This is a genomic window from Lysobacter sp. 22409, assembly GCF_052045105.1.
GTDB classification, from domain to species: Bacteria; Pseudomonadota; Gammaproteobacteria; order Xanthomonadales; family Xanthomonadaceae; genus Lysobacter; species Lysobacter antibioticus_B.
Window position 1 is genome coordinate 1 of sequence record NZ_JBQEOE010000062.1, and the last position, 19029, is coordinate 19029.

A 19029-nucleotide genomic window follows, 5' to 3' on the forward strand; every position below is an offset into this window, starting at 1 on the left:
GTCCTGTCCGCTTGCGTCGTAGCTGTGGCTTCGCGGTCGCAGCTTATGACCCACGGGTTCCCTGTGGGACGCAGCTCCTACAGGGGCTCCGGTGAGATTCGTCCGCGCTCTTGGGTAGGAGCGGCGCAAGCCGCGACCGCGTCCTATCCGCCGCGCCGTAGTTGCGGCTTCGCGATCGCAGCTCACGCAGCGCCTACAGCGGCTCTGGCGAGATCCGCGTGCCGTTTGGGCGCAACGGCCGGGTTCGGCTTCTGCTTTCCCTACGACGCATCGATCCAACCCCGCGCCGTTGCGGCGATCAGATCCGCGGGGGTGTCGAGGTCGTGTTCCAGCTCCGGGGCGTGCAGCCGCCAGACGGTCTCGATTGGCAGGCGCTTGAGCGCCGCGCCGAAGCCGCGGTCGCCGCGCAGTTGTTCGGCCTCGCGCCAGACCGCGGCGGCGATCACCGCCGGGATGCCGAGGGCATCGCCATGTGCGGTCGCAGCGCAGCCGGAGGCGGCTTGCGCGGCGCCCTCGAGCAAGGCCTGCAGATGCCCGGCCTCCAACGCCGGTTGATCGCAGCCGAGCACCAGCACCGGCGCTTCGATACCGACATCGCCCAGCGCGCGCGCGGCGGCGCGCAGGCTGCTGGCGAGGCCTTCCTGCCAGGCGTCGTTGTCGATGCACTCGACCGCCAGATCGGCGACGGACGCGGCCATCGCGCCGCTGCGCGCGCCGAGCACGACCAGGACGCGTTGTGCTCCGGTCGAGATCGCCAAACGTGCGGCACGGTGCAGCAAGGTCTCGCCGTCGCGACGCAGCCCCTGCTTGGGCTGTCCGAGGCGGCGGCTCGCGCCGGCGGCCAACACCACGGCGACATGCCTCATCGCTCAGGGTTCGCCGTGGCGGTGGGTCTGCAACTGCGCGGCGATGCTCAGCGCGATCGCTTCCGGACCCTCGCCGCCGAGCTTGAGCCCGATCGGCGAATGCAGGCGCGGCGCCAGCGAGGTTTGCGCCGAGGCCGGCAGCACGCGGAACAGGTCTTCGCGCCGCCGCACCGGGCCGAGCAGGCCGACGAAACCGATCTGCTGGCCGTTGGCGCTTTCGGCCAGTTGTTCGAGCGCCTCGCGGTCGAGATCGAAATGGTGGTGCATCACCAGCGCCGCATCGTGCGGGCGCGCGGTCGCCAAGGCCTGCGCCGGACTGCGTTCGATGGCGTGGTCGGCGAGCGCGCCGGCCGCGCTCCATCGCGAGCGCCGTTCGACCAGGGTGGTCATCCAGCCCAGGGTGCGCAGCAGCGGCAGCAGGGTCGGGGTTTCCGGACCGGCGCCGAACACCAGCACCGACGGCGGCGCCGGGATTTCGAGCTTCCATTGCGCGGCTGCGGCCGACGACCACGGCGGGGTGTTGACCGCGAGGGTCCAGCGCATGCGTTCGTCGCCGACCGAGGCGGCAAGGGCGCCGTGATTGCGTAGGTCCAGGTGCAGGTCGCCATGGCCGCGCCGCCACTCGTCGATCAAGGCCGGCCATTCGCGCAAAGCCGACAGCGGCAGCAGCGCCAGGCGCAGGCGGCCGCGGCAACCGACCGCGGAACCGGCGAACAGGTCTTCGTCGCTGCGGGTGTCGATGTCCATCCACTCGATGCCCTGCGACTGCGCGGCGTCGCGCGCGCGCAGTTCGATGTCCGGCTCGATGCAGCCGCCGCTGAGCCAGCCGACCTGGCCGTCGCGCGCACCGAACAAGGCCATCGCGCCGGGGCGGACATAAGTCGAGCCTTCGGTTTCGAGCACGATCGCCAAGGCGGCCGGATCGCCGCGCGCGGCCGCGGCGGCGCTGGCCTCGAGCACCGCGCGCGGACCGCCGGGCGCGCTGCGCTTCGGAAACGAGGGGTCCGGCGAGTCGGCCATGAGTACGCCCAGGGGCGGAGAAGCTTCGAGTCTAGAGCGTTCGCGGCATCGGCGGCGTTGCGCTGCATCACGCCGGCCGGAGGCGGCAGTTTTGGGCAAGCCGCGATCGAGGCCAGCGCACGAAAATGCACGGACGTGTCGCATCGCTCGCCAGCGCGGCGCGGACTTGCGTCGCAACATGCGCAGCAAGGCTCGGAGAATCCGGCAAGCCCCCTGTTTCGGCGCTTCATCTTGGTATCGAAGGCGATCTGGCGGCGGCCAATTTTGAGGAGTAGGCTCGGACGACCCCAGCCGCCGCGAGGGAACCATGAAGCTTCTTGTCAACGGCACCGAACACGAGGTTGCCGCGCCACCGGACATGCCCCTGCTGTGGGTGCTGCGCGACCTGATGCACCTGACCGGCACCAAGTTCGGTTGCGGCATCGCCCAGTGCGGTGCCTGCACGGTCCATGTCGACGGTGCGCCGCGACGCGCCTGCGTGACCCCGGTCGCCAGCGTCGAAGGCAAACAGATCACCACCATCGAAGGCCTGTCGCAGGACGGCAGCCATCCGGTGCAACGCGCCTGGGCCGAGATCGACGTGGTCCAGTGCGGTTACTGCCAGTCCGGCCAGATCATGTCGGCGGCTGCCTTGTTGACCCAGATCCCCCAGCCGACCGACACCGACATCGACCAGGCCCTGTCGGGAAACATCTGCCGTTGCGGCACCTATCCGCGCATCCGCGCGGCGGTGAAGCGCGCGGCCGAAATCGGCAAGGCCTGATCGCGTCATCCCCCCGACGTCATGCTCGCAGCGCCGGCACCTTGGGCGCTTTAGGAGGTCGATGTGAATACCGTACCGGCGCCGTCGCGGCGCCAGTTCCTCAAGACCAGCGCGCTGATCGGCGGCGGCCTGGTGGTCGGCTTCGTGGTGCCCGGCGCCAAGCGCTTCGCCCACGCCGATCCGGCCGCGGCTGCGGCGGTGTCGAGCGGCTTCGTACCCAACGCCTTCCTGCGCGTGGGCGACGACGACACCGTGACGGTGTTGATCTCGCATTCGGAGATGGGGCAGGGCGTGTGGACCGGCCTGGCGATGTTGATCGCCGAAGAACTCGACGCCGACTGGTCGAAGATCAAGGTCGAACACGCGCCCGCCGCGCCGGCGTATGCGCACACCGCCTTCGGCATGCAGATGACCGGCGGCTCGACCAGCACCTGGTCGGAATTCGATCGCTATCGCCAGGCCGGCGCGACCGCGCGCGCCTTGCTGGTGGCGGCCGCGGCGCAACGCTTCGGGGTGCCGGCCGATCAGGTCCGTACCGAGAACGGCGTGGCCATCGCCGGCGACAAGCGTGCGCGTTACGGCGAACTCGCCGCCGACGCGGCCAAGCTGCCGGCGCCGACCGCGCCGCAGACGCTCAAGGAGGCCAAGGACTGGAAGATCATCGGCAAGCCGACCAAACGCCTGGACTCGCCGGAGAAAATCACCGGCAAGGCGAAGTTCGGCATGGACGTGCAGTTCGACGGCCTGTTGACCGCGGTGGTTGCGCGTGCGCCGGTGTTCGGCGGCACGGTCAAGTCCTTCGATGCGGCGCCGGCCAAGGCCGTGCCCGGCGTACGCGACGTGCTGCAGGTGCCCAGCGGCGTGGCGGTGATCGCCGATCACTACTGGGCGGCCAAACAGGGCCGCGATGCGCTCGTCATCGATTGGGACCTCGGCCCGAACGCGGGCCTGGACACAACGAAGCTGCGCGAAGACTTCCGCAAGCTCGCCGCCACCGAAGGCGCGGTCGCGGCGCAGGCCGGCGACGTCAAGGGCGGCCTGGCCAAGGCCGCCAAGACCATCGAGGCCGAGTACAACGTGCCCTATCTGGCGCATGCACCGATGGAGCCGCTGAACTGCACGGTCAAGATCGAAGCCGACCGTTGCGAGATCTGGACCGGCACCCAGTTCCAGACCGTCGACCAGCAGGTCGCGGCCAAGATCACCGGCCTCAAGCCCGATCAGGTGCAGATCCACACGATGTTCCTCGGTGGCGGCTTCGGCCGCCGCGCCACCCCGACCGCGGACTTCGTCACCGAAGCGGTGCACGTGGCCAAGGCCGCCGGCAAACCGGTCAAGACCGTGTGGTCGCGCGAGGACGACGTGCGCGGCGGCTATTACCGGCCGATGTATCTGCAGCACGCGCGCATCGGCATCGATGCGCAGGGCATCCCGGTGGCGTGGCAGCACGTGCTGGTCGGGCAGTCGATCATCGCCGGCACGCCGTTCGCCGGGGCGATGATCAAGAACGGCATCGACGCGACCTCGGTCGAGGGCGTCGCCGATTCGCCGTATCTCAAGGAGATCGCCGACTACCGCGTCGACCTGCATTCGCCGAGCACCGGCATCCCGGTGCTGTGGTGGCGCTCGGTCGGGCACAGCTACAACGCCTTCGTCATGGAAAGCCTGATCGACGAACTGGCCCATGCCGCCGGCAAGGATCCCGTCGAGTACCGCCGCGCGCTGCTCAAGCAACATCCGCGGCATCTGGCGGCGCTGAACCTGGTCGCCGACAAGGCCGGCTGGGGTACGGCCCTGCCGGCAGGTCGCGCGCGCGGCGTGGCGGTGCACGAATCCTTCGGCAGCTATATCGCCCAGGTCGCCGAGGTTTCGGTCGAGCCCAAACCGGGGGGAGGCCAGGGCATTCGTGTGCACCGTTTCGTCTGCGCGATCGACTGCGGTCTGGCGGTGAATCCCGACGGCGTGCGCGCGCAGATGGAATCGGGCATCAACTTCGGCCTCGGCGCGGCGCTGTACAGCCAACTGACTTTCAAGGACGGACGGGTGCAGGAGTCGAACTATCACGACTACCGCGTGCTGCGGTTGGACGAGGCGCCGCAGATCGAAGTGCACATCGTGCCGAGCACCGACAAGATGGGCGGCGCCGGCGAGCCCGGCACCGCGCCGGTCGCGGCGGCCGTGGCCAACGCGGTGTTCGCACTCAATCAACAGCGGCTGCGCGAACTGCCGCTGCAGTTGCCGGCCTGAGGAGACGACGATGCGCGCATTGATCATCGCCATGGCGGCCCTCGCCGCTACCGCTTGCGGCCCGAAGGTCACCCCGGAGCAACGCGAGCAGGGCATCGCCGCGTTCGCGACCGTGCAGCAGGTGTTCCAGCATCCGCGTTGCCAGAACTGCCATATCCCCGGCGACCAGCCGCTGCAATTCGATGCCGGCCTGCCGCATGCGATGGGCGTGGTGCGCGGCCCCGAAGGCAAGGGCGCGGCCGGCCTGCCGTGCTCGACCTGCCACGGCGAAGCCAACCTGCCGGCGAGCTATGGCCCCAATGCACCGCCGGGCGCGCCGCATTGGCAACTGCCGCCGCCGGATCACAAGATGGCCTGGATCGGGCTGCCGGCGCCGAAGCTGTGCGAGATGATCAAGGACAAGAAGAGCAACGGCGGCCGCGATTTCGCCGCGCTGATCAAGCACGTCAGCGAAGACAAGCTGGTGCTGTGGGGCTGGGCGCCGGGCGGCGAACGTAAGCCGGTGTCGGTGCCGCACCCCGAGTTCGTCGCCAAGTTCAAGACCTGGGCCGACGCGGGCGGGCCGTGCCCGGCGTCTTAGCCGGGCGCGCGAATCATCGTGTCGATGCGGTTGATCTTGAGGAGTAGGAGCGGCGCGAGCCGCGACGGCGAAACCGCGCTTGCGTCGCAACCGGGAGGTCGCGGATCGCGCCGTTCCTACCCTTGAAGCGGTCTTCAGTGACTGGGTGGATCACAAGCCACGCTCTCGATCTGCAAGGTGCAGTGCTCGATGCCGTAGCGTTCGTCGAGTTGCCGCGCCAATTCGCCGCGCAAGGCATCGGCATCGACGCCTGCGTCGACGACCAGGTGCGCGGTCATCGCCGGGGTGCTCGATCCCAGCGACCACACATGCAGGTCGTGCACGTCGCCGACGCCGGGTGTCTGTAGCAGCACCGCGCGCACCGCGGCGAGGTCGATGCCGCCCGGCACGCCTTCCATGAGCACGTCGCCGGCCTCGCGCAGCAGGGTCCAGGTGCGCGGTAGCACCCACAGGCCGATCAGCACGGCCAGGATCGGGTCGACCACGGTCCAGCCGGTGAAGCGGATGACGATGGCGCCGGCGATCACCGCGACCGAGCCGAGCATGTCGCTCCACACCTCGAGGTAGGCGCCTTTCATGTTGAGGCTTTCGCCGCTGCCGGCCTTGAGCAGGCGAATCGCGACCAGGTTGACGGCCAGGCCGAGCGTGGCGATCACGAGCATGCCGGTGGTCGCGATCTGCGGCGGTTCGCTGAAGCGGCCGGCCGCTTCCCACAGAATGTAGGCGGCGACCGCGAACAGCATCAGGCCGTTCGCCATCGCGCCCATGGCTTCCATGCGCGCGTAGCCGTAGCTGCGTTTCGCATCCGCCGGTTTGCGGCTCAGCCGCACCGCGGTCAGCGCGATCATCAGCGCCAGGGTGTCGGTGCCCATGTGCGCGGCGTCCGACAACAGCGCCAGGCTGTTGGTCAGGAAGGCGCCGACGACTTCGGCGATCAGGAAGCCGCCGGTCAGGCCGAGCGCCCACCACAAGGGGCGCTCGTGGCGGATCGCGGTGCTGCCGTGGTCGTGTCCGCTGCTCATATCGATGCTCCTGTTTGTGTCGTAAGCGGATCGCCCGCGGGCGATGCCCAGGATCGAGGCGGGCCGCGCGAATGCGACCCGCCATGCTGCCGCGTCAGTGGGCGGGCGAGGGCTCGGCCGCGGTCGGCGCCGGCGGTGGATCGAGCTTGCGCTCGCCGGCGTCGTTGCGGTGCAGCCAGCGGTACAGCACCGGCAGCACCAGCAGGGTCAGCAGGGTCGAGGAGACGATGCCGCCGATCACCACCGTCGCCAGCGGCCGCTGCACTTCCGAGCCGGCGCCGACGTTGAAGGCCATCGGGATGAAGCCCAACGAAGCCACCAGCGCGGTCATCAGCACCGGCCGTAAGCGGCCCAGGGCGCCGTCGACGATGGCGTTGTCGAGTGGGTCGCCTTGTTCGCGCAGCTTGCGGATGAAGGCGATCATCACCAGCCCATTGAGCACCGCCACGCCGGACAGGGCGATGAAGCCCACCCCGGCCGAGATCGACAGCGGAATGCCGCGCAAGGCCAGGGCGATCACGCCGCCGGTCAGCGCCAGCGGCACGCCGCTGAAGACGATGGCGGCGTCTTTGGTCGAGCCGAAGGCCATGAACAACAGGGCGAAGATCAGCACCAGGGTCACCGGCACCACTACCGCCAGGCGCTGGCTGGCCGAGATCAGTTGCTCGAAGGTACCGCCGTAACCGATCCAGTAACCCTCGGGCACCTTCACTTGGGCATCGAGTTTCTGCCGCAGCTCGGCGACGAAACCGCCGAGGTCGCGGTCGCGCACGTTGGCGGTCACCACGATGCGGCGTTTGCCGTTCTCGCGGTTGATCTGGTTCGGGCCGAGGATCGAATTGAGCTTGGCCACTTCGCGCAACGGCACCGTGCGCGGCGCACCCGAACTCCAGGTGGCGTCGCGGCTGGATTCGTCGCGGTCGCCTTCGCTGCGCGCGGGCAAGGGCACCGGCAGGTCGGCCAGCGCCGCGGTGTCCTGGCGCAGGCGTTCGGGCAGGCGCACGACCAGGTCGAAGCGGCGGTCGCCTTCGAACAACTGCCCGGCGACTTCGCCGCCGACCGCGGTCGCCACGGTGTCCTGCACCGCGGCCGGGTTGAGCCCGTACACGGCCAGCGAGCGGCGGTCCGGTTCGACGCTGAGCATCGGCAGGCCGGTGACCTGCTCGGCCTTGACGTCGGCCGCGCCGGGCACCTGTTTGGCCACCGCTTCGATCTGCCGGGCGATCTTGAGCAACTGCTGCAGATCGTCGCCGTAGACCTTGATCGCGACGTCGGCGCGCACGCCCGAGATCAACTCGTTCATGCGCATCTGGATCGGCTGGGTGAACTCGAAGTTGTTGCCGGGCAGGGTGCGCGCCACCGCTTCGATGTCCTCCATCAGCCTGGCCTTGGTCTTGCCCGGGTCGGGCCAGCGTTCGCGCGGCTTGAGCATCAGGAAGGTGTCGGCGACCGAAGGCGGCATCGGATCGTTGGCGACCTCGGCGGTGCCGATCTTGCTGAACACCCGTTCGACTTCCGGCATCGCCAGAAACGCCTGTTCCATGGTCTTCTGCATGGTCACCGACTGGGTCAGGCTGGTGCCGGGAATGCGCATGGCCTGCACCGCGACATCGCCTTCGTCGAGGCTCGGCACGAACTCGCTGCCCATGCGCATCGCCACCGCGCCGCTGAGGATCACGAGCACCGCGGTGCCGGCCAGCACCGTCATGCGACTGCGCAGCGCCCAGGCCAGCACCGGCTCGTAGCGGCGTCGCAGCCAGGCCATGGCGCGGTTTTCCTTTTCGGCGACCTTGCCGCCGAGGAAGGTCGCGACCGCAGCCGGCACGAAGGTCAGCGACAGCAGCATCGCGCCGGTCAAGGCCAACACCACGGTGATCGCCATGGGGTGGAACATTTTTCCTTCGATGCCGCTGAGCGCGAAAATCGGCAGGTAGACCGCGGCGATGATGCCCAGACCGAACAGGCTGGGACGGATGACCTCGGCGGTGGCCGAGGCGGTCAGGTCGTGGCGTTCGTCGTCGCTCGTCTCGCGGCCGAGCGCATGCTGGGCTTCGCCGAAACGGCGCAGGCAGTTCTCGATGATGATCACCGCGCCGTCGACGATCAGGCCGAAGTCCAGCGCGCCCAGGCTCATCAGATTGCCGGACACGCCGCCGCGGACCATGCCGGTGATGGTGAACAGCATCGCCAGTGGAATCACCAGGGCGGTGATCAAGGCGGCGCGGAAGTTGCCGAGCAGCAGGAACAGCACGACCACCACCAGCAGCGCGCCTTCGACCAGATTCTTCGAGACCGTGGCGATGGTGCGGTCGACCAGCGAGGTGCGGTCGTAGACCGGGTTGGCGCTGACGCCCTTCGGCAGGCTGGCGTTGGCCTGTTGCAGCTTCGCCGCCGCCGCCTGCGAGACGTCGCGGCTGTTGGAACCGACCAGCATGAACACCGTGCCGAGCACGACCTCGTGGCCGTTCTGGGTCGCCGCGCCGCTGCGCAGCTCGGGTCCTTCGCCGACCGTGGCGACATCGCGCACCCGGATCGGCACGCCGTCGCGGCGGTCGAGGACGATCTCGCCGATCGCTTCGATGCCGACGATCTGCCCCGGCACGCGCACCAGGAACTGCTCGCCGTTGCGTTCGATGTAGCCGGCGCCGACGTTCTGGTTGTTGGCGGCGAGCGCGGCGACCACGTCGCGCTGGGTCAGGTTCAAGGCCACCAGCCGCGCCGGGTCCGGAGTGATGTGGATCTGCCGCGCGTAGCCGCCGATGGTGTTGACCTCGGTGACGCCGGGCGTGTTGCGCAACTGCGGGCGGATGACCCAGTCCTGCAGGGTGCGCAGGTCGGTGGCGTTGTACGGCGTGCCGTCGGCCTTGCGCGCTTTCGGCTCGGCATCGACGGTGTACATGAAGATCTCGCCGAGGCCGGTCGCGGTCGGGCCGAGTTCGGGTTCCAGGCCGGCCGGGATCTGCGATTTCACCTGCTGCAGGCGCTCGGCGACCTGTTGCCGGGCGAAGTACAGGTCGGTGCCGTCCTTGAACACCACGGTCACCTGCGACAGACCGTAGCGCGACAACGAGCGGGTGTAGTCGAGTTTCGGCAGGCCGGCGAGCGCGGTCTCGATCGGGAAGGTCACCCGCTGCTCGGATTCCAGCGGCGAGTAGCCCGGCGCCTGGGTGTTGATCTGCACCTGCACGTTGGTGATGTCGGGGGTGGCGTCGATCGGCAGTTGCCGGAAACTCCACACGCCGATGGCGATCAGCGCGCCTGTCAGCGCCAGCATCAGCCAGCGGTGGCCGATGGCGAAACGCAGGATGCGTTCGAGCAGGCCCGAGCGCTCCGGCGCCGGCCCGGTCGTCGTGTCAGTGCTCATGCGAGGCTCCCGATTTTTCGATGTCGGCCTTGATCAGGAAGCTCTGCTCGACCACCACCTGTTCGCCGGCGCGCAGGCCGGACAGCACTTCCATGCGCCGCGCGTCGCGGCGGCCGATACGAACGGGTTTGGCGATGTAACGCTCGCCTTCGCGCACGAACACCACGTCGCGTTCGTCCATGCGCTGCAGCGCGGTCAGCGGTACCGCCAGCGATACCGGCTGCTGTTCGACGGTGACGCGTGCGCGCACCGCCGAACCGGGCCGCCACAGGCCGTCGGCGTTGGCGATCGAGGCGCGCGCGACGGTGCTCTGGCTGGCGGTCGCGGTGCCGGGGAGGATGCGGTCGAGCGTGGTTTCCACGCCCTGTTCTTCGCCCATGCGCATCACCGTCACCGGCACGCCAGGACGCAGATGCGAGGCGTCGGCGCCGAACACGTGCAGATCGACCCACAAGGTCGACAGGTCGGCGACCTCGAACAGGGTCGTGCCTTCGACCGCGACTTCGCCGACCGAGGCGTTGCGCGCCAGCACCACGCCGGTGATCGGCGAGGCGATGGCGTAGGTGGTCAGGCTGAGGTTGCTGTCGACCGTGGCCAAAGTCTGGCCGGCCTTGACGCGGTCGCCGACGTTGGCGCGCAGCGAACGCACCGGCCCGGGATAGCGCGCGGTGATGTTGGCGATGCGGCCTTCCAGCGGCGTGACCAGGCCCTGCACTTCGTGTTCGTCGGCGATGGTGCCGGGGCCGGCGGCGGCGACGACGATGCCGGAACGCTGGGCGATCGCGGCCGGGATCGCGGTGCTTTCGGCTTCCTCTTCGGCCTCGCCTTTGTCGCCATGGCCGGCTTCGCCCTCGCCGTGGCGGTGCTCGTCGCTGGCTTCGTCGGCATGCGCTGCGTCGGCCTTGCCGGCATCGGCCGCGGGCGCCTCGGCGGAACCGCCGCAGGCGCTCAGGGTCAGAGCCAACAGGCCCGCGGCGATCAACAGTTCGGGCTTCATGGGGCGGCTCCTGCGGGGGCGGACGGTGGGGCGAGGAAGGATTCGCCGGTGAGGCGCTGGATTTCGATCAGCGCCAGCTGCGCGTCGAGCGCGGTGTCCAGGCGCTGTTTGCGCACGGCCACGCTGTCGGCCTGCAACAGGGCCAGTTCGAGATAACTGATGGCGCCGGCGCGGTAGGCGTACTCGGCGGCGTTTTCGGCCCGGCTCATGCGCGGCAGGACCTCGTCCTTGAGGCGCGCGACTTCGAGTGCGCCGACCCGGTAGCGGCCGTGCGCTTCGACCAGGGTCGAATACAGCGACAAGCCCTTGGCTTCGCGCTCGGTTTCGAGCACGGCCAGTTCGGCCTGGGCGCCGCGGATGCCGGGTTCGGCGCGGCTGCGTGCGCCGAGCGGCATCGACACGCTGCCGATCAAGGCGGTGTCGCCGCCGTCCTGCAAGCGGCGCACGCCGATCTGCCAATCGATGTCGGCGCTGGCTTGGCTCTGCGCCAGGCGCACGCGTGCTTCGCCGATGCGGCGCGCGTCGACGAACCGGGTCAGCTCGGGGCTGCGGTCGAGCAAGCCCGCCAAGGCGGTGGCTTCTTCGATCTTCGGCAAGGCATAAGGATCGCCGGCGACCTCGGCGAAACCCGGGTCGCGTTCGCCCCACAGCGCGGCCAGGTGTTGGCGCGCGGCGAGCAGGCTTTGCTCGCTGCGCGCGCGATCGAGTTCGGCGCGCGCCAGCGCGGCCTGTGCGGTCAACAGGCCGGACTCAGGCGACGCGCCCGCGACCAGGCGCTGGCGCGCGGCGGCGACGGTGCGCTTGCGCTGGCCGATGTCGAACTGCGCCAGTTCGATCCGGCGTTGCGCGGCGACGATGCCGAGATAACGCCGCGCGGTCTCGGCCAGCAGGTCGAGTCGGCGGCTTTCGCGATCGACCGCGAGCGCATCGATGCGGCTCTGGGCGAAGGCGCGGCGCGCGTCGAGCTTGCCGCCGCGTTCGAACACCGAGGCCAGGCTGAGGGTGATCTCGGCCCCCTTGACGCCGCTGACCGCGCCGCTGCCGAAGACGTTGTCGACCGCGGCGCCGGCGATCCAGGCCGGACGCTGCGCGGCGAGGTCGCGCTCGGCTTCGAGCACCGAACGCTGGCTGCCGAACAGACGCAGGTCGGGGTGGGCGTCGCCGATGCGCGCGAAGGCGTCGTCGAGAGTGAACACCGAGGCCGCGCGCGCGGCCCCGGTTGGGGGGGGAGCTGACGTGCCGGAAGTAGCAGGACCGGCAGTGGCCGGGCTTGAAGCGGCGGCAAGGGGAGGCCGCGCCTGTGCCGAAAAGCACAGAGCGGCCGTCAGGACGGCCAGGGCCGCCGGACGCAAACGCATGGGATGTTCTCCTGAATCTCGAAAGACGCCGGGCGCGAACGCAGCGCACGGCGACGAAGACCCGCGCAGGCCGACGCGGCGCCGCAGGGCGCGTGCGTGCGGCCGGCTCAGGCCGGCATCGGGATCAGGCGGAGATCGGTGGGCGGAACGGGACCGCGGTCGGGGTCGGCACGAACGCGATCGAGACGGCCGGCACCGGGGCGGCGGCGCTGGCTGCGAGCAGGCCGACCTCGAAGCGCGGCAACAGTGCGGCTTGCAGGGCGCAGCAGTGGCTCAGGTGCCAGCGGGCGTCGCCGCAGCCGTCCGGGTCGGCGTTGTCCGGGGCGGCGCTGTCGCCGGCGGATGCGCCGGCATGCTCGTGCGCCAGCGCCGCGACCGGCCCGGCGAGTTCGCCGATTTCGGTCGCGAAGGTCAGCGTCGGCTTGACCAGCATCACGGCGATCAGCACGCCGAAGACGAGGTAGCGGAACGCGGTCGCGATGGCGGAGGGGCCGGGCATGGCGGGCATCTTAGGAGCCGCCGACCCCGCTATACAATTTCAGGCCCCGCGCCGCCGTTCATGTGCGGCCGTAGCGCATCGCCACTGAATGCCGGCCGCCGCGGCCCGGCCGCGGTTCCACCCTCGCTCCCGATTGCGGCGATAATCGCGCCGCGCAACGGACCTGCGGAACCGCGGGCAGGGACACCCAGACAGCAGTCCGGACAGGATCGGCAATGACGGTGCCTCGGCGCCGTCATATCGTTTGCCTAGTCTGCGCACGTATTCGGTAGTGGCGGTACAGGGGGTTTGGCAGTGAAGGTTGTTGTGAAACCGGTGTGTGAGTTTCCCGCCGGTCGTTGGTCGAAAGCCGGTGCGCGCGCGATCGCCGGTCTGGCCCTGGGCGTCGCCCTGGGCGGTTGCGGTTCCGAAGCTCCCCACAGCGCCGCGTCCCCGGCGCCGGTTGCCGATGCCGCGCTGGAGTTGCCGGCGCCGCTGGACGAACTCGATATCGAAGGGTTGCGCGCGCGCGCCACCCAGGCCCTGCGCGAGCAGCGCATCCACACCCCGGCCGGCGACAGCGCGGTCGACTATTACCTGGCCCTGCGCGACAAGGAGCCGGGCCAGATCGACGTGATCGGTGCGCTCGACGAGTTGCAGCCCTATGTGGTGATCGCCGGCGAGCAGGCCTTGCTCGACGACGATCTGGCCGAATCGCACCGTTTGCTGGACTTGCTGGCGCGCATGGACCCGCAGGCGCCGGCCTTGCCGCGCATGCGCGAAAGCCTGCGTGTCGCCGAGGCCAGCCGCGAGCGCAAGACCCGCGAGGAAACCGAACGCCTGATGGCCGAGCGTACCGACGCGGCGACCGTGCTGTCGGCGCGTCGCGAGGCCGCGCGCACCGCCAATACGGCGTCGGCGAACGCGGCGATGAAGGCCGATGCGGCCGCCAGCGCGCTCGCCGCCGATGCCGCCGCGGCGAAAACCGGCAGCGCGTCGGCGGCGCAACCGGTGGCGGCGTCGGCCGCGACCCCGGCAGCGTTGCCGGCCATGACCTCGGCGAACGCCGCCTCGCCGGCGATGCCGCGCCTGCTCGCCGATGCCAGCCCGCGTTACCCGCTGCCGGCCTTGAACCGCAAGATCGAGGGCAGCGTCGAGATCAGCTTCACGATCCTGCCCGACGGCCGCGTCGGCGCGCCCAGGCTGGTGTCCTCGGAACCGGCCGGGGTGTTCGACGCCGCCGCGCTGGCGGCGGTGGCGCGCCTGCGTTTCGAGGCCAGCGGCCAGTCGCATACGGCCCGCCGCACCCTCAATTTCCGCCTGCCTTCGCGCTGAAGCCTGCGGCGGCGGGAGCGGCCGGCCTTTACATGGCCGACTGCGGCGGCCGACGGCGACGACCGATTGCGACGGCGGACACGTCCGTCGGGGCGGGAGCTTGGCGGTCCGCGCGCTGTGCCGCCACAATGCGGCGATGGAGACTTCCGCACCCCCCGCCTTACTCGAAACCGTCGAACGCGAGAGCGGCCCGGCGCCGACCTGGAGCGTGCTGTGGCTGCACGGCCTCGGCGCCGACGGCCACGACTTCGCCCCGATCGTGCCCGAACTGCTGCGCCGCGATTGGCCGGCGCTGCGCTTCGTGTTCCCGCATGCGCCGGTGCGCGCGGTCACGATCAACAACGGCGCGCGCATGCGCGCCTGGTACGACATCCGCGACATCAGCGATCTGGCCCAGCGCGCCGACGAAGCCGGCGTCGACGAGTCGGTGCAGCAGGTCGATGCGCTGATCGAGCGAGAAATCGAACGCGGCGTGCCGGCCTCGCGCATCCTGCTGGCCGGCTTTTCCCAGGGCGGCGCGATCACCCTGGCCACCGCATTACGGCGCAAGCAGGCGCTGGGCGGGCTGATCGCCCTGTCGAGCTATCTGCCGATGCCCGAGCGCCTGGTCGCCGAGGCGACTGCGGTCGCGCCGAGCCAGCCGGCCTTCATGGCCCACGGCCGACACGACCCGATGGTGCCCTACGCCGGCGGCGAAGGCGCCGCGGCGCGCTTGCGGGGCCTGGGCTTCCAGGTCGACTGGCATGCCTATCCGATGGCGCATCAGGTCTGCGCCGAGGAGATCGACGCGCTCGGCGACTGGATGTCGCAACGGTTCGCCGCCACGGCATGAGCCGGCTCTGACCATGCTCGAGTCCGCCGGCGAACACGAACCGTGGCTGCCGGACTTATGCCGTTTGCCGCGGCTGGTGGTCATGCTGAGCATGGCCGAGCTGATCGTGATCGTGCTGGCGCTGGCGCCCGACGGTACCCGCTGGGACCTCGGCCGCTTCGTGTCTTCGAGCGCCTTCGCGCTGTGGCTGGCGCTGGCGATCTCGGTGCTGCTGTGCGTGTCGCGGCGCCAACTGTCGCGTTTGCCGCCCGGCGTGGGCGGCTTCATCGCCACCGCGACGGCGGCGGCGATCGCCGCGGCGGTCGCGGCGGTCACCCACATCATCGACAGCGTCACCGGCATCGGCCTGGTGCCGCCGGGGATCTCGTTCCAACGCTTCGTCGGCGGTACCGCGGCGGTGGCGATCCTCGCCGTCGGCGTGGTCCTGCGCTATCTCTACGTCAACGACAGCTGGAAGGCGCAGGTCCGCGCCAACGCCCGCGCCGAGGTCGATGCGTTGCAGGCGCGGATCAAGCCGCACTTCCTTTTCAACAGCATGAACACCATCGCCGGCCTGGTGCGCAGCGACCCGGTGGTCGCCGAGCGCGCGGTGCTGGACCTGTCGGACCTGTTCCGGGCCGCGCTGGGGGCGTCCAAGTCCGATTCCAGCCTGGCCGAGGAGGTCGAGCTGGCCGAGCGCTATCTGGCGATCGAGCAACTGCGCCTGGGCGAGCGCCTGCGGGTGGTCTGGCGCAAGCGCGAGCCGCTGCCGTGGCGGATGCCGCTGCCGCGCCTGGTCCTGCAGCCCCTGGTCGAGAACGCCGTGCTGCACGGCATCTCCCGGCTGCCGGGCGGCGGCGAGATCGAAATCGAGCTGACCGAGCTCGCCGACGAGCTGTTGCTGCGCATCCGCAACCCGGCCCCGCCCCCGGCCGACGGCCGCAGCGGGGCCCGCCACGCCCACAGCAGCATCGGCCAGCGCCTGCGTTATGCCTATGGGCCGACGGTGCGGATGACCGCGGGCTGGAACGAAGGCTACTATCTGTGCGAACTGCACGTGCCGACCGGGGTGGAGGCGCATAGCCGATGAAAGCGACGAGGCCGGCCATGAGAGTGGTGATCGCGGATGACGAACCGTTGGCGCGCGAGCGCTTGCGCAGCCTGTTGGCCGAGCGCGACGACGTCGAGGTCGTCGCCGAAGCGGCCGACGGCCAGCACGCCTTGCACGCCTGCGCCGAGCACCGGCCGGATCTGGTCCTGCTCGACATCGCCATGCCTGGCATCGACGGCCTCGAAGCCGCGCGCCATCTGGCCGCGTTCGAGCCGCGCCCGGCGGTGGTGTTCTGCACCGCCTACGACGCCCACGCCTTGTCGGCGTTCGAGGCCGAGGCGATCGACTACCTGGTCAAGCCGGTGCGGGCCGAGCGCCTCGACGCCGCGCTCGAACGCGTGCGCACCTTCGCCGCCGGCCGCGAGCGCCACGTCGGCGGCACCGAGACCGCGCCGGGGCAAAGCCGCAGCCACCTGTGCGCGCGCCTGCGCGGCAGCCTGCGCCTGATCCCGATCGAGGACGTGCATTACCTGCACGCCGAAGAGAAGTACGTGATCGTCCATCACGCGCGCGGCGAAGACCTGATCGAGGAATCGCTGAAATCGCTGGAAGACGAATTCGGCGAACGCTTCGTGCGCATCCACCGCAATTGCCTGGTCGCGCGCCACGAGATCGTCGAACTCAAGCGCGACTCCGAAGGCCACGTCCAAGCCGTGCTGCGTCACGGCAAACAACCCCTGGAAGTCAGCCGCCGTTGCGTGGCGGCGCTGCGCGAGACCCTCAAGCATTTGTGAGGATTTGGGATTTGGGATTGGTGATTGGGGATTAGGGGATCGACTCGTCCGGAGCTCGCCGAACCAAGGGTAGGAGCGGCGCGAGCCGCGACCGCGCTGCCTCAATCTCGCGCCGCATCCGGCCGTAATCCCCTGTAGGAGCGGCGTCCCACTGGATTTCCTCCGGTCATAAGCCGCGACCGCGTAGTTGCCGATTGTTGCGCCTCTGGCCGCAGATCGGTGAAGCAACATCAGGATCTAAAGCTTCCGTCCGCTCACGCGGCCGGGTTACTTTCTTTTGCTAAGCCCAAAAGAAAAGTAACCAAAGAAAAGGGCTTTCCTTGCAAGGGCATAGGCCACGAGTGCGGTGCTGTCGCCGGGATTTTCCGATAAGACGTCCCTGTCTTATCGGAAAACGGCGCACGTCCTGTGCGCCGCCCTCCGGGTCTCCACTTGACCGGTAAAGCGGCAAAGCAGATCAAAATCTCGGCAACGGCAACGGCAACGGCAACGGCAACGGCAACGGCAACGGCAACGGCAACGGCAACGGCAACGGCAACGGCCTGTGGCGCCTTGGGATAGGGCGGCCTTCCTTCGGTCACTGGCCGCCACTGCGTCCCCCCCCGGCTCCCCGTCCGTTGCTGATTCCGCAACCGATACGGCCCCAGTAGCCCGCCCGCCCAGGCAGCTTTTGATGCCGACCCCCGGCAGCGGCGATAATGCCGGCATGAAGACCCTGCGCATCGCCACCCGTAAGAGCCCGCTCGCCCTGTGGCAGAGCGAGCATGTCGCCGACCGGCTGCGCGCCGCGCATCCGGGGCTCGAGGTGAGCCTGGTGCCGATGAGCACTCGCGGCGACGAAGTGCTGGACCGCTCGCTGGCCGCGATCGGCGGCAAGGGCCTGTTCCTCAAGGAGCTGGAGCTGGCGATGCTGCGCGGCGAAGCCGACTGCGCGGTGCACTCGCTCAAGGACGTGCCGATGGAACTGGAGCCGGGCTTCGCCCTGCCGGCGGTCCTCGAGCGCGCCGACTACGCCGACGCCTTCGTCAGCAACCACCACGACGGCATCGACAGCCTTCCGCTCGGCGCCCGCGTCGGCACCTCGTCGTTGCGCCGGCAGGCGCAGTTGCGCGCCTTGCGTCCGGACCTGCAATTGCTCGATCTGCGCGGCAACGTCAATACCCGGCTGGCCCGGCTCGATGCTGGCGACTACGACGCCATCGTCCTGGCCTGCGCCGGCTTGCAGCGTCTCGGCTTCGACGCGCGCATCCGCGCCCGCCTCGAATCGCCGTATTGGCTGCCGGCGCCGGCGCAGGGCGCGATCGCGATCGAATGCCGCGAGGACGACGTCGCTGCGCGCACGTTCTGCGCCGCGCTCGATCACGCCGCCACCCGCACCTGCGTCGAAGCCGAGCGCGCCATGAATCGCGCCCTGCATGGCAGCTGCCATGTACCGGTGGCCGCCTACGCGCGCCTGGACGGCGAACACCTGCGCCTCGACGGCCAGGTCGGCTCGGCCAGCGACGGCCGCGCCGTGCGCGCCCACGGCGAAGGCCGCGGCGACGCCCCGGACTGCCTCGGCATCGAGGTCGCGCAACGTTTGTTGGAGCAGGGCGCGGGCGAGTTCATCGCCGATTCGCTGGTGGACATCGACGCGGATTGATTCGGGCTGTGGCTGCCCAACGTCGTTGGCGTTCTACGCTGTCGTTGAGTAGCGCGCCCTCAGTCCAAGCCTTCGCCTTCGTATGCGATCGTCTTTGCCTTGGGGTAGGAGCGGCGTTCTGCTGGATTCTCTTCGGTCACAAGCCGCGACCGCGGGATGCGCAGAGAGTCTGCAACGCCTTCGCCATTGATCGGAGGCGTGAGTTGGCGCGAGGGTAGGAGCGGCGCGAGCCGCGACCGCGCTGCGACGGTCTCGCGGCGTATCGCTCCCGCTAGACCGGGATCAAGATCAAACGCCTAAAGCTTCCGCCACTAAAGCGGCGGGTAACTTTCTTTTGTCTAAAGCAACAAAAGAAAGTCACCAAAGAAAAATGCTTTTGTTTTGAATCACAGGCCCGCACGAGCGATGCCGACGCGGGGATTTTTCATACGGGACATCCTTGTCCCGATGAAAAACGGCGCGCATCCCTGCGCGCCGCCCTCCGGGTCTTCGGTTGCCTTCGCTAGTTCGAGGCGACGCACAGCAACGACAAAATCCCGACAGCAGCGGCAACTTTGCTGTTTCTATTGCCGTTGCTGTTGCTGTTGCTGTTGCTGTGAAGAGCTTGGCGCAGCGGTGAACTTGCGAGAACACCTGGAGACCCGGAGGGCGGCGCACAGGACGTGCGCCGTTTTCCGATAAGACAGGGATGTCTTATCGGA

The 19029-nt window shown here is 69.5% G+C and carries 15 protein-coding genes; 8 read left to right on the forward strand and 7 right to left on the reverse strand.

Features of this window, described 5'->3' with window-relative positions; all coding sequences use genetic code 11:
• Positions 1–260: 260 nt before the first annotated feature.
• Both ACTJJK_RS21650 and ACTJJK_RS21655 read right to left on the reverse strand, forming a co-directional pair.
• Positions 261–866 (reverse strand): nucleotidyltransferase family protein, encoded by a 606-nt coding sequence (locus tag ACTJJK_RS21650; RefSeq protein ID WP_031372548.1) that lies wholly within the window; start codon positions 864–866, stop codon positions 261–263.
• A gap of 3 nt (positions 867–869) precedes the next feature.
• On the reverse strand, positions 870–1886 hold the full coding sequence (locus tag ACTJJK_RS21655; RefSeq protein WP_051885101.1) for an XdhC family protein: 1017 nt from the start codon (positions 1884–1886) through the stop codon (positions 870–872).
• Between the two features lie 307 nt (positions 1887–2193).
• On the opposite strand from ACTJJK_RS21655, the gene ACTJJK_RS21660 reads away from it, so the two are divergent.
• From ACTJJK_RS21660 to ACTJJK_RS21670, 3 genes are all read left to right on the forward strand, one after another.
• Positions 2194–2649 carry a (2Fe-2S)-binding protein gene (locus tag ACTJJK_RS21660; protein ID WP_223620707.1) on the forward strand — a complete coding sequence of 152 codons (456 nt, stop codon included), beginning with the start codon at positions 2194–2196 and terminating at the stop codon, positions 2647–2649.
• A 63-nt stretch (positions 2650–2712) separates the two neighbouring features.
• Positions 2713–4896 (forward strand): xanthine dehydrogenase family protein molybdopterin-binding subunit, encoded by a 2184-nt coding sequence (locus ACTJJK_RS21665; RefSeq protein ID WP_031372551.1) that lies wholly within the window; start codon positions 2713–2715, stop codon positions 4894–4896.
• Between the two features lie 10 nt (positions 4897–4906).
• Entirely contained in the window at positions 4907–5476 is a 570-nt protein-coding gene (locus ACTJJK_RS21670) for a hypothetical protein (protein WP_031372552.1), read from the forward strand.
• Positions 5477–5610: 134 nt separating this feature from the next.
• Here the strand turns inward: ACTJJK_RS21670 and ACTJJK_RS21675 are convergent, their stop codons facing one another.
• The 5 genes from ACTJJK_RS21675 to ACTJJK_RS21695 form a co-directional block, all read right to left on the reverse strand.
• A complete protein-coding gene (locus tag ACTJJK_RS21675; RefSeq protein WP_440731234.1) occupies positions 5611–6498 on the reverse strand; it encodes a cation diffusion facilitator family transporter in 888 nt (295 codons plus the stop codon).
• Positions 6499–6592: 94 nt separating this feature from the next.
• A complete protein-coding gene (locus tag ACTJJK_RS21680) occupies positions 6593–9817 on the reverse strand; it encodes an efflux RND transporter permease subunit (RefSeq protein ID WP_440731237.1) in 3225 nt (1074 codons plus the stop codon).
• A 34-nt stretch (positions 9818–9851) separates the two neighbouring features.
• The gene (locus ACTJJK_RS21685; RefSeq protein ID WP_440731235.1) at positions 9852–10859 is read right to left on the reverse strand and encodes an efflux RND transporter periplasmic adaptor subunit; all 1008 of its coding nucleotides are present in this window, start codon (positions 10857–10859) and stop codon (positions 9852–9854) included.
• Entirely contained in the window at positions 10856–12217 is a 1362-nt protein-coding gene (locus ACTJJK_RS21690; protein ID WP_081930966.1) for a TolC family protein, read from the reverse strand. The genes ACTJJK_RS21685 and ACTJJK_RS21690 overlap by 4 nt, the downstream gene beginning before the upstream one ends.
• A gap of 124 nt (positions 12218–12341) precedes the next feature.
• The gene (locus ACTJJK_RS21695) at positions 12342–12716 is read right to left on the reverse strand and encodes a hypothetical protein (protein WP_223620702.1); all 375 of its coding nucleotides are present in this window, start codon (positions 12714–12716) and stop codon (positions 12342–12344) included.
• A 306-nt stretch (positions 12717–13022) separates the two neighbouring features.
• Between ACTJJK_RS21695 and ACTJJK_RS21700 the strand changes: the two genes are divergently transcribed.
• The 5 genes from ACTJJK_RS21700 (at position 13023) to hemC (ending at position 18328) form a co-directional block, all read left to right on the forward strand.
• Positions 13023–14030 carry a TonB family protein gene (locus ACTJJK_RS21700; protein WP_031372558.1) on the forward strand — a complete coding sequence of 336 codons (1008 nt, stop codon included), beginning with the start codon at positions 13023–13025 and terminating at the stop codon, positions 14028–14030.
• Positions 14031–14166: 136 nt separating this feature from the next.
• Positions 14167–14862: an alpha/beta hydrolase gene (locus ACTJJK_RS21705; protein WP_440731236.1), complete on the forward strand. Its 696-nt coding sequence runs from the start codon at positions 14167–14169 to the stop codon at positions 14860–14862.
• A gap of 13 nt (positions 14863–14875) precedes the next feature.
• On the forward strand, positions 14876–15931 hold the full coding sequence (locus tag ACTJJK_RS21710) for a sensor histidine kinase (RefSeq protein ID WP_031372560.1): 1056 nt from the start codon (positions 14876–14878) through the stop codon (positions 15929–15931).
• Between the two features lie 17 nt (positions 15932–15948).
• Positions 15949–16686, forward strand: a complete 738-nt coding sequence (locus ACTJJK_RS21715; RefSeq protein WP_036148912.1) for a LytR/AlgR family response regulator transcription factor — start codon at positions 15949–15951, stop codon at positions 16684–16686.
• A gap of 706 nt (positions 16687–17392) precedes the next feature.
• Positions 17393–18328 carry a hydroxymethylbilane synthase gene (hemC, locus tag ACTJJK_RS21720; protein WP_440731238.1) on the forward strand — a complete coding sequence of 312 codons (936 nt, stop codon included), beginning with the start codon at positions 17393–17395 and terminating at the stop codon, positions 18326–18328.
• Positions 18329–19029 lie beyond the last annotated feature (701 nt).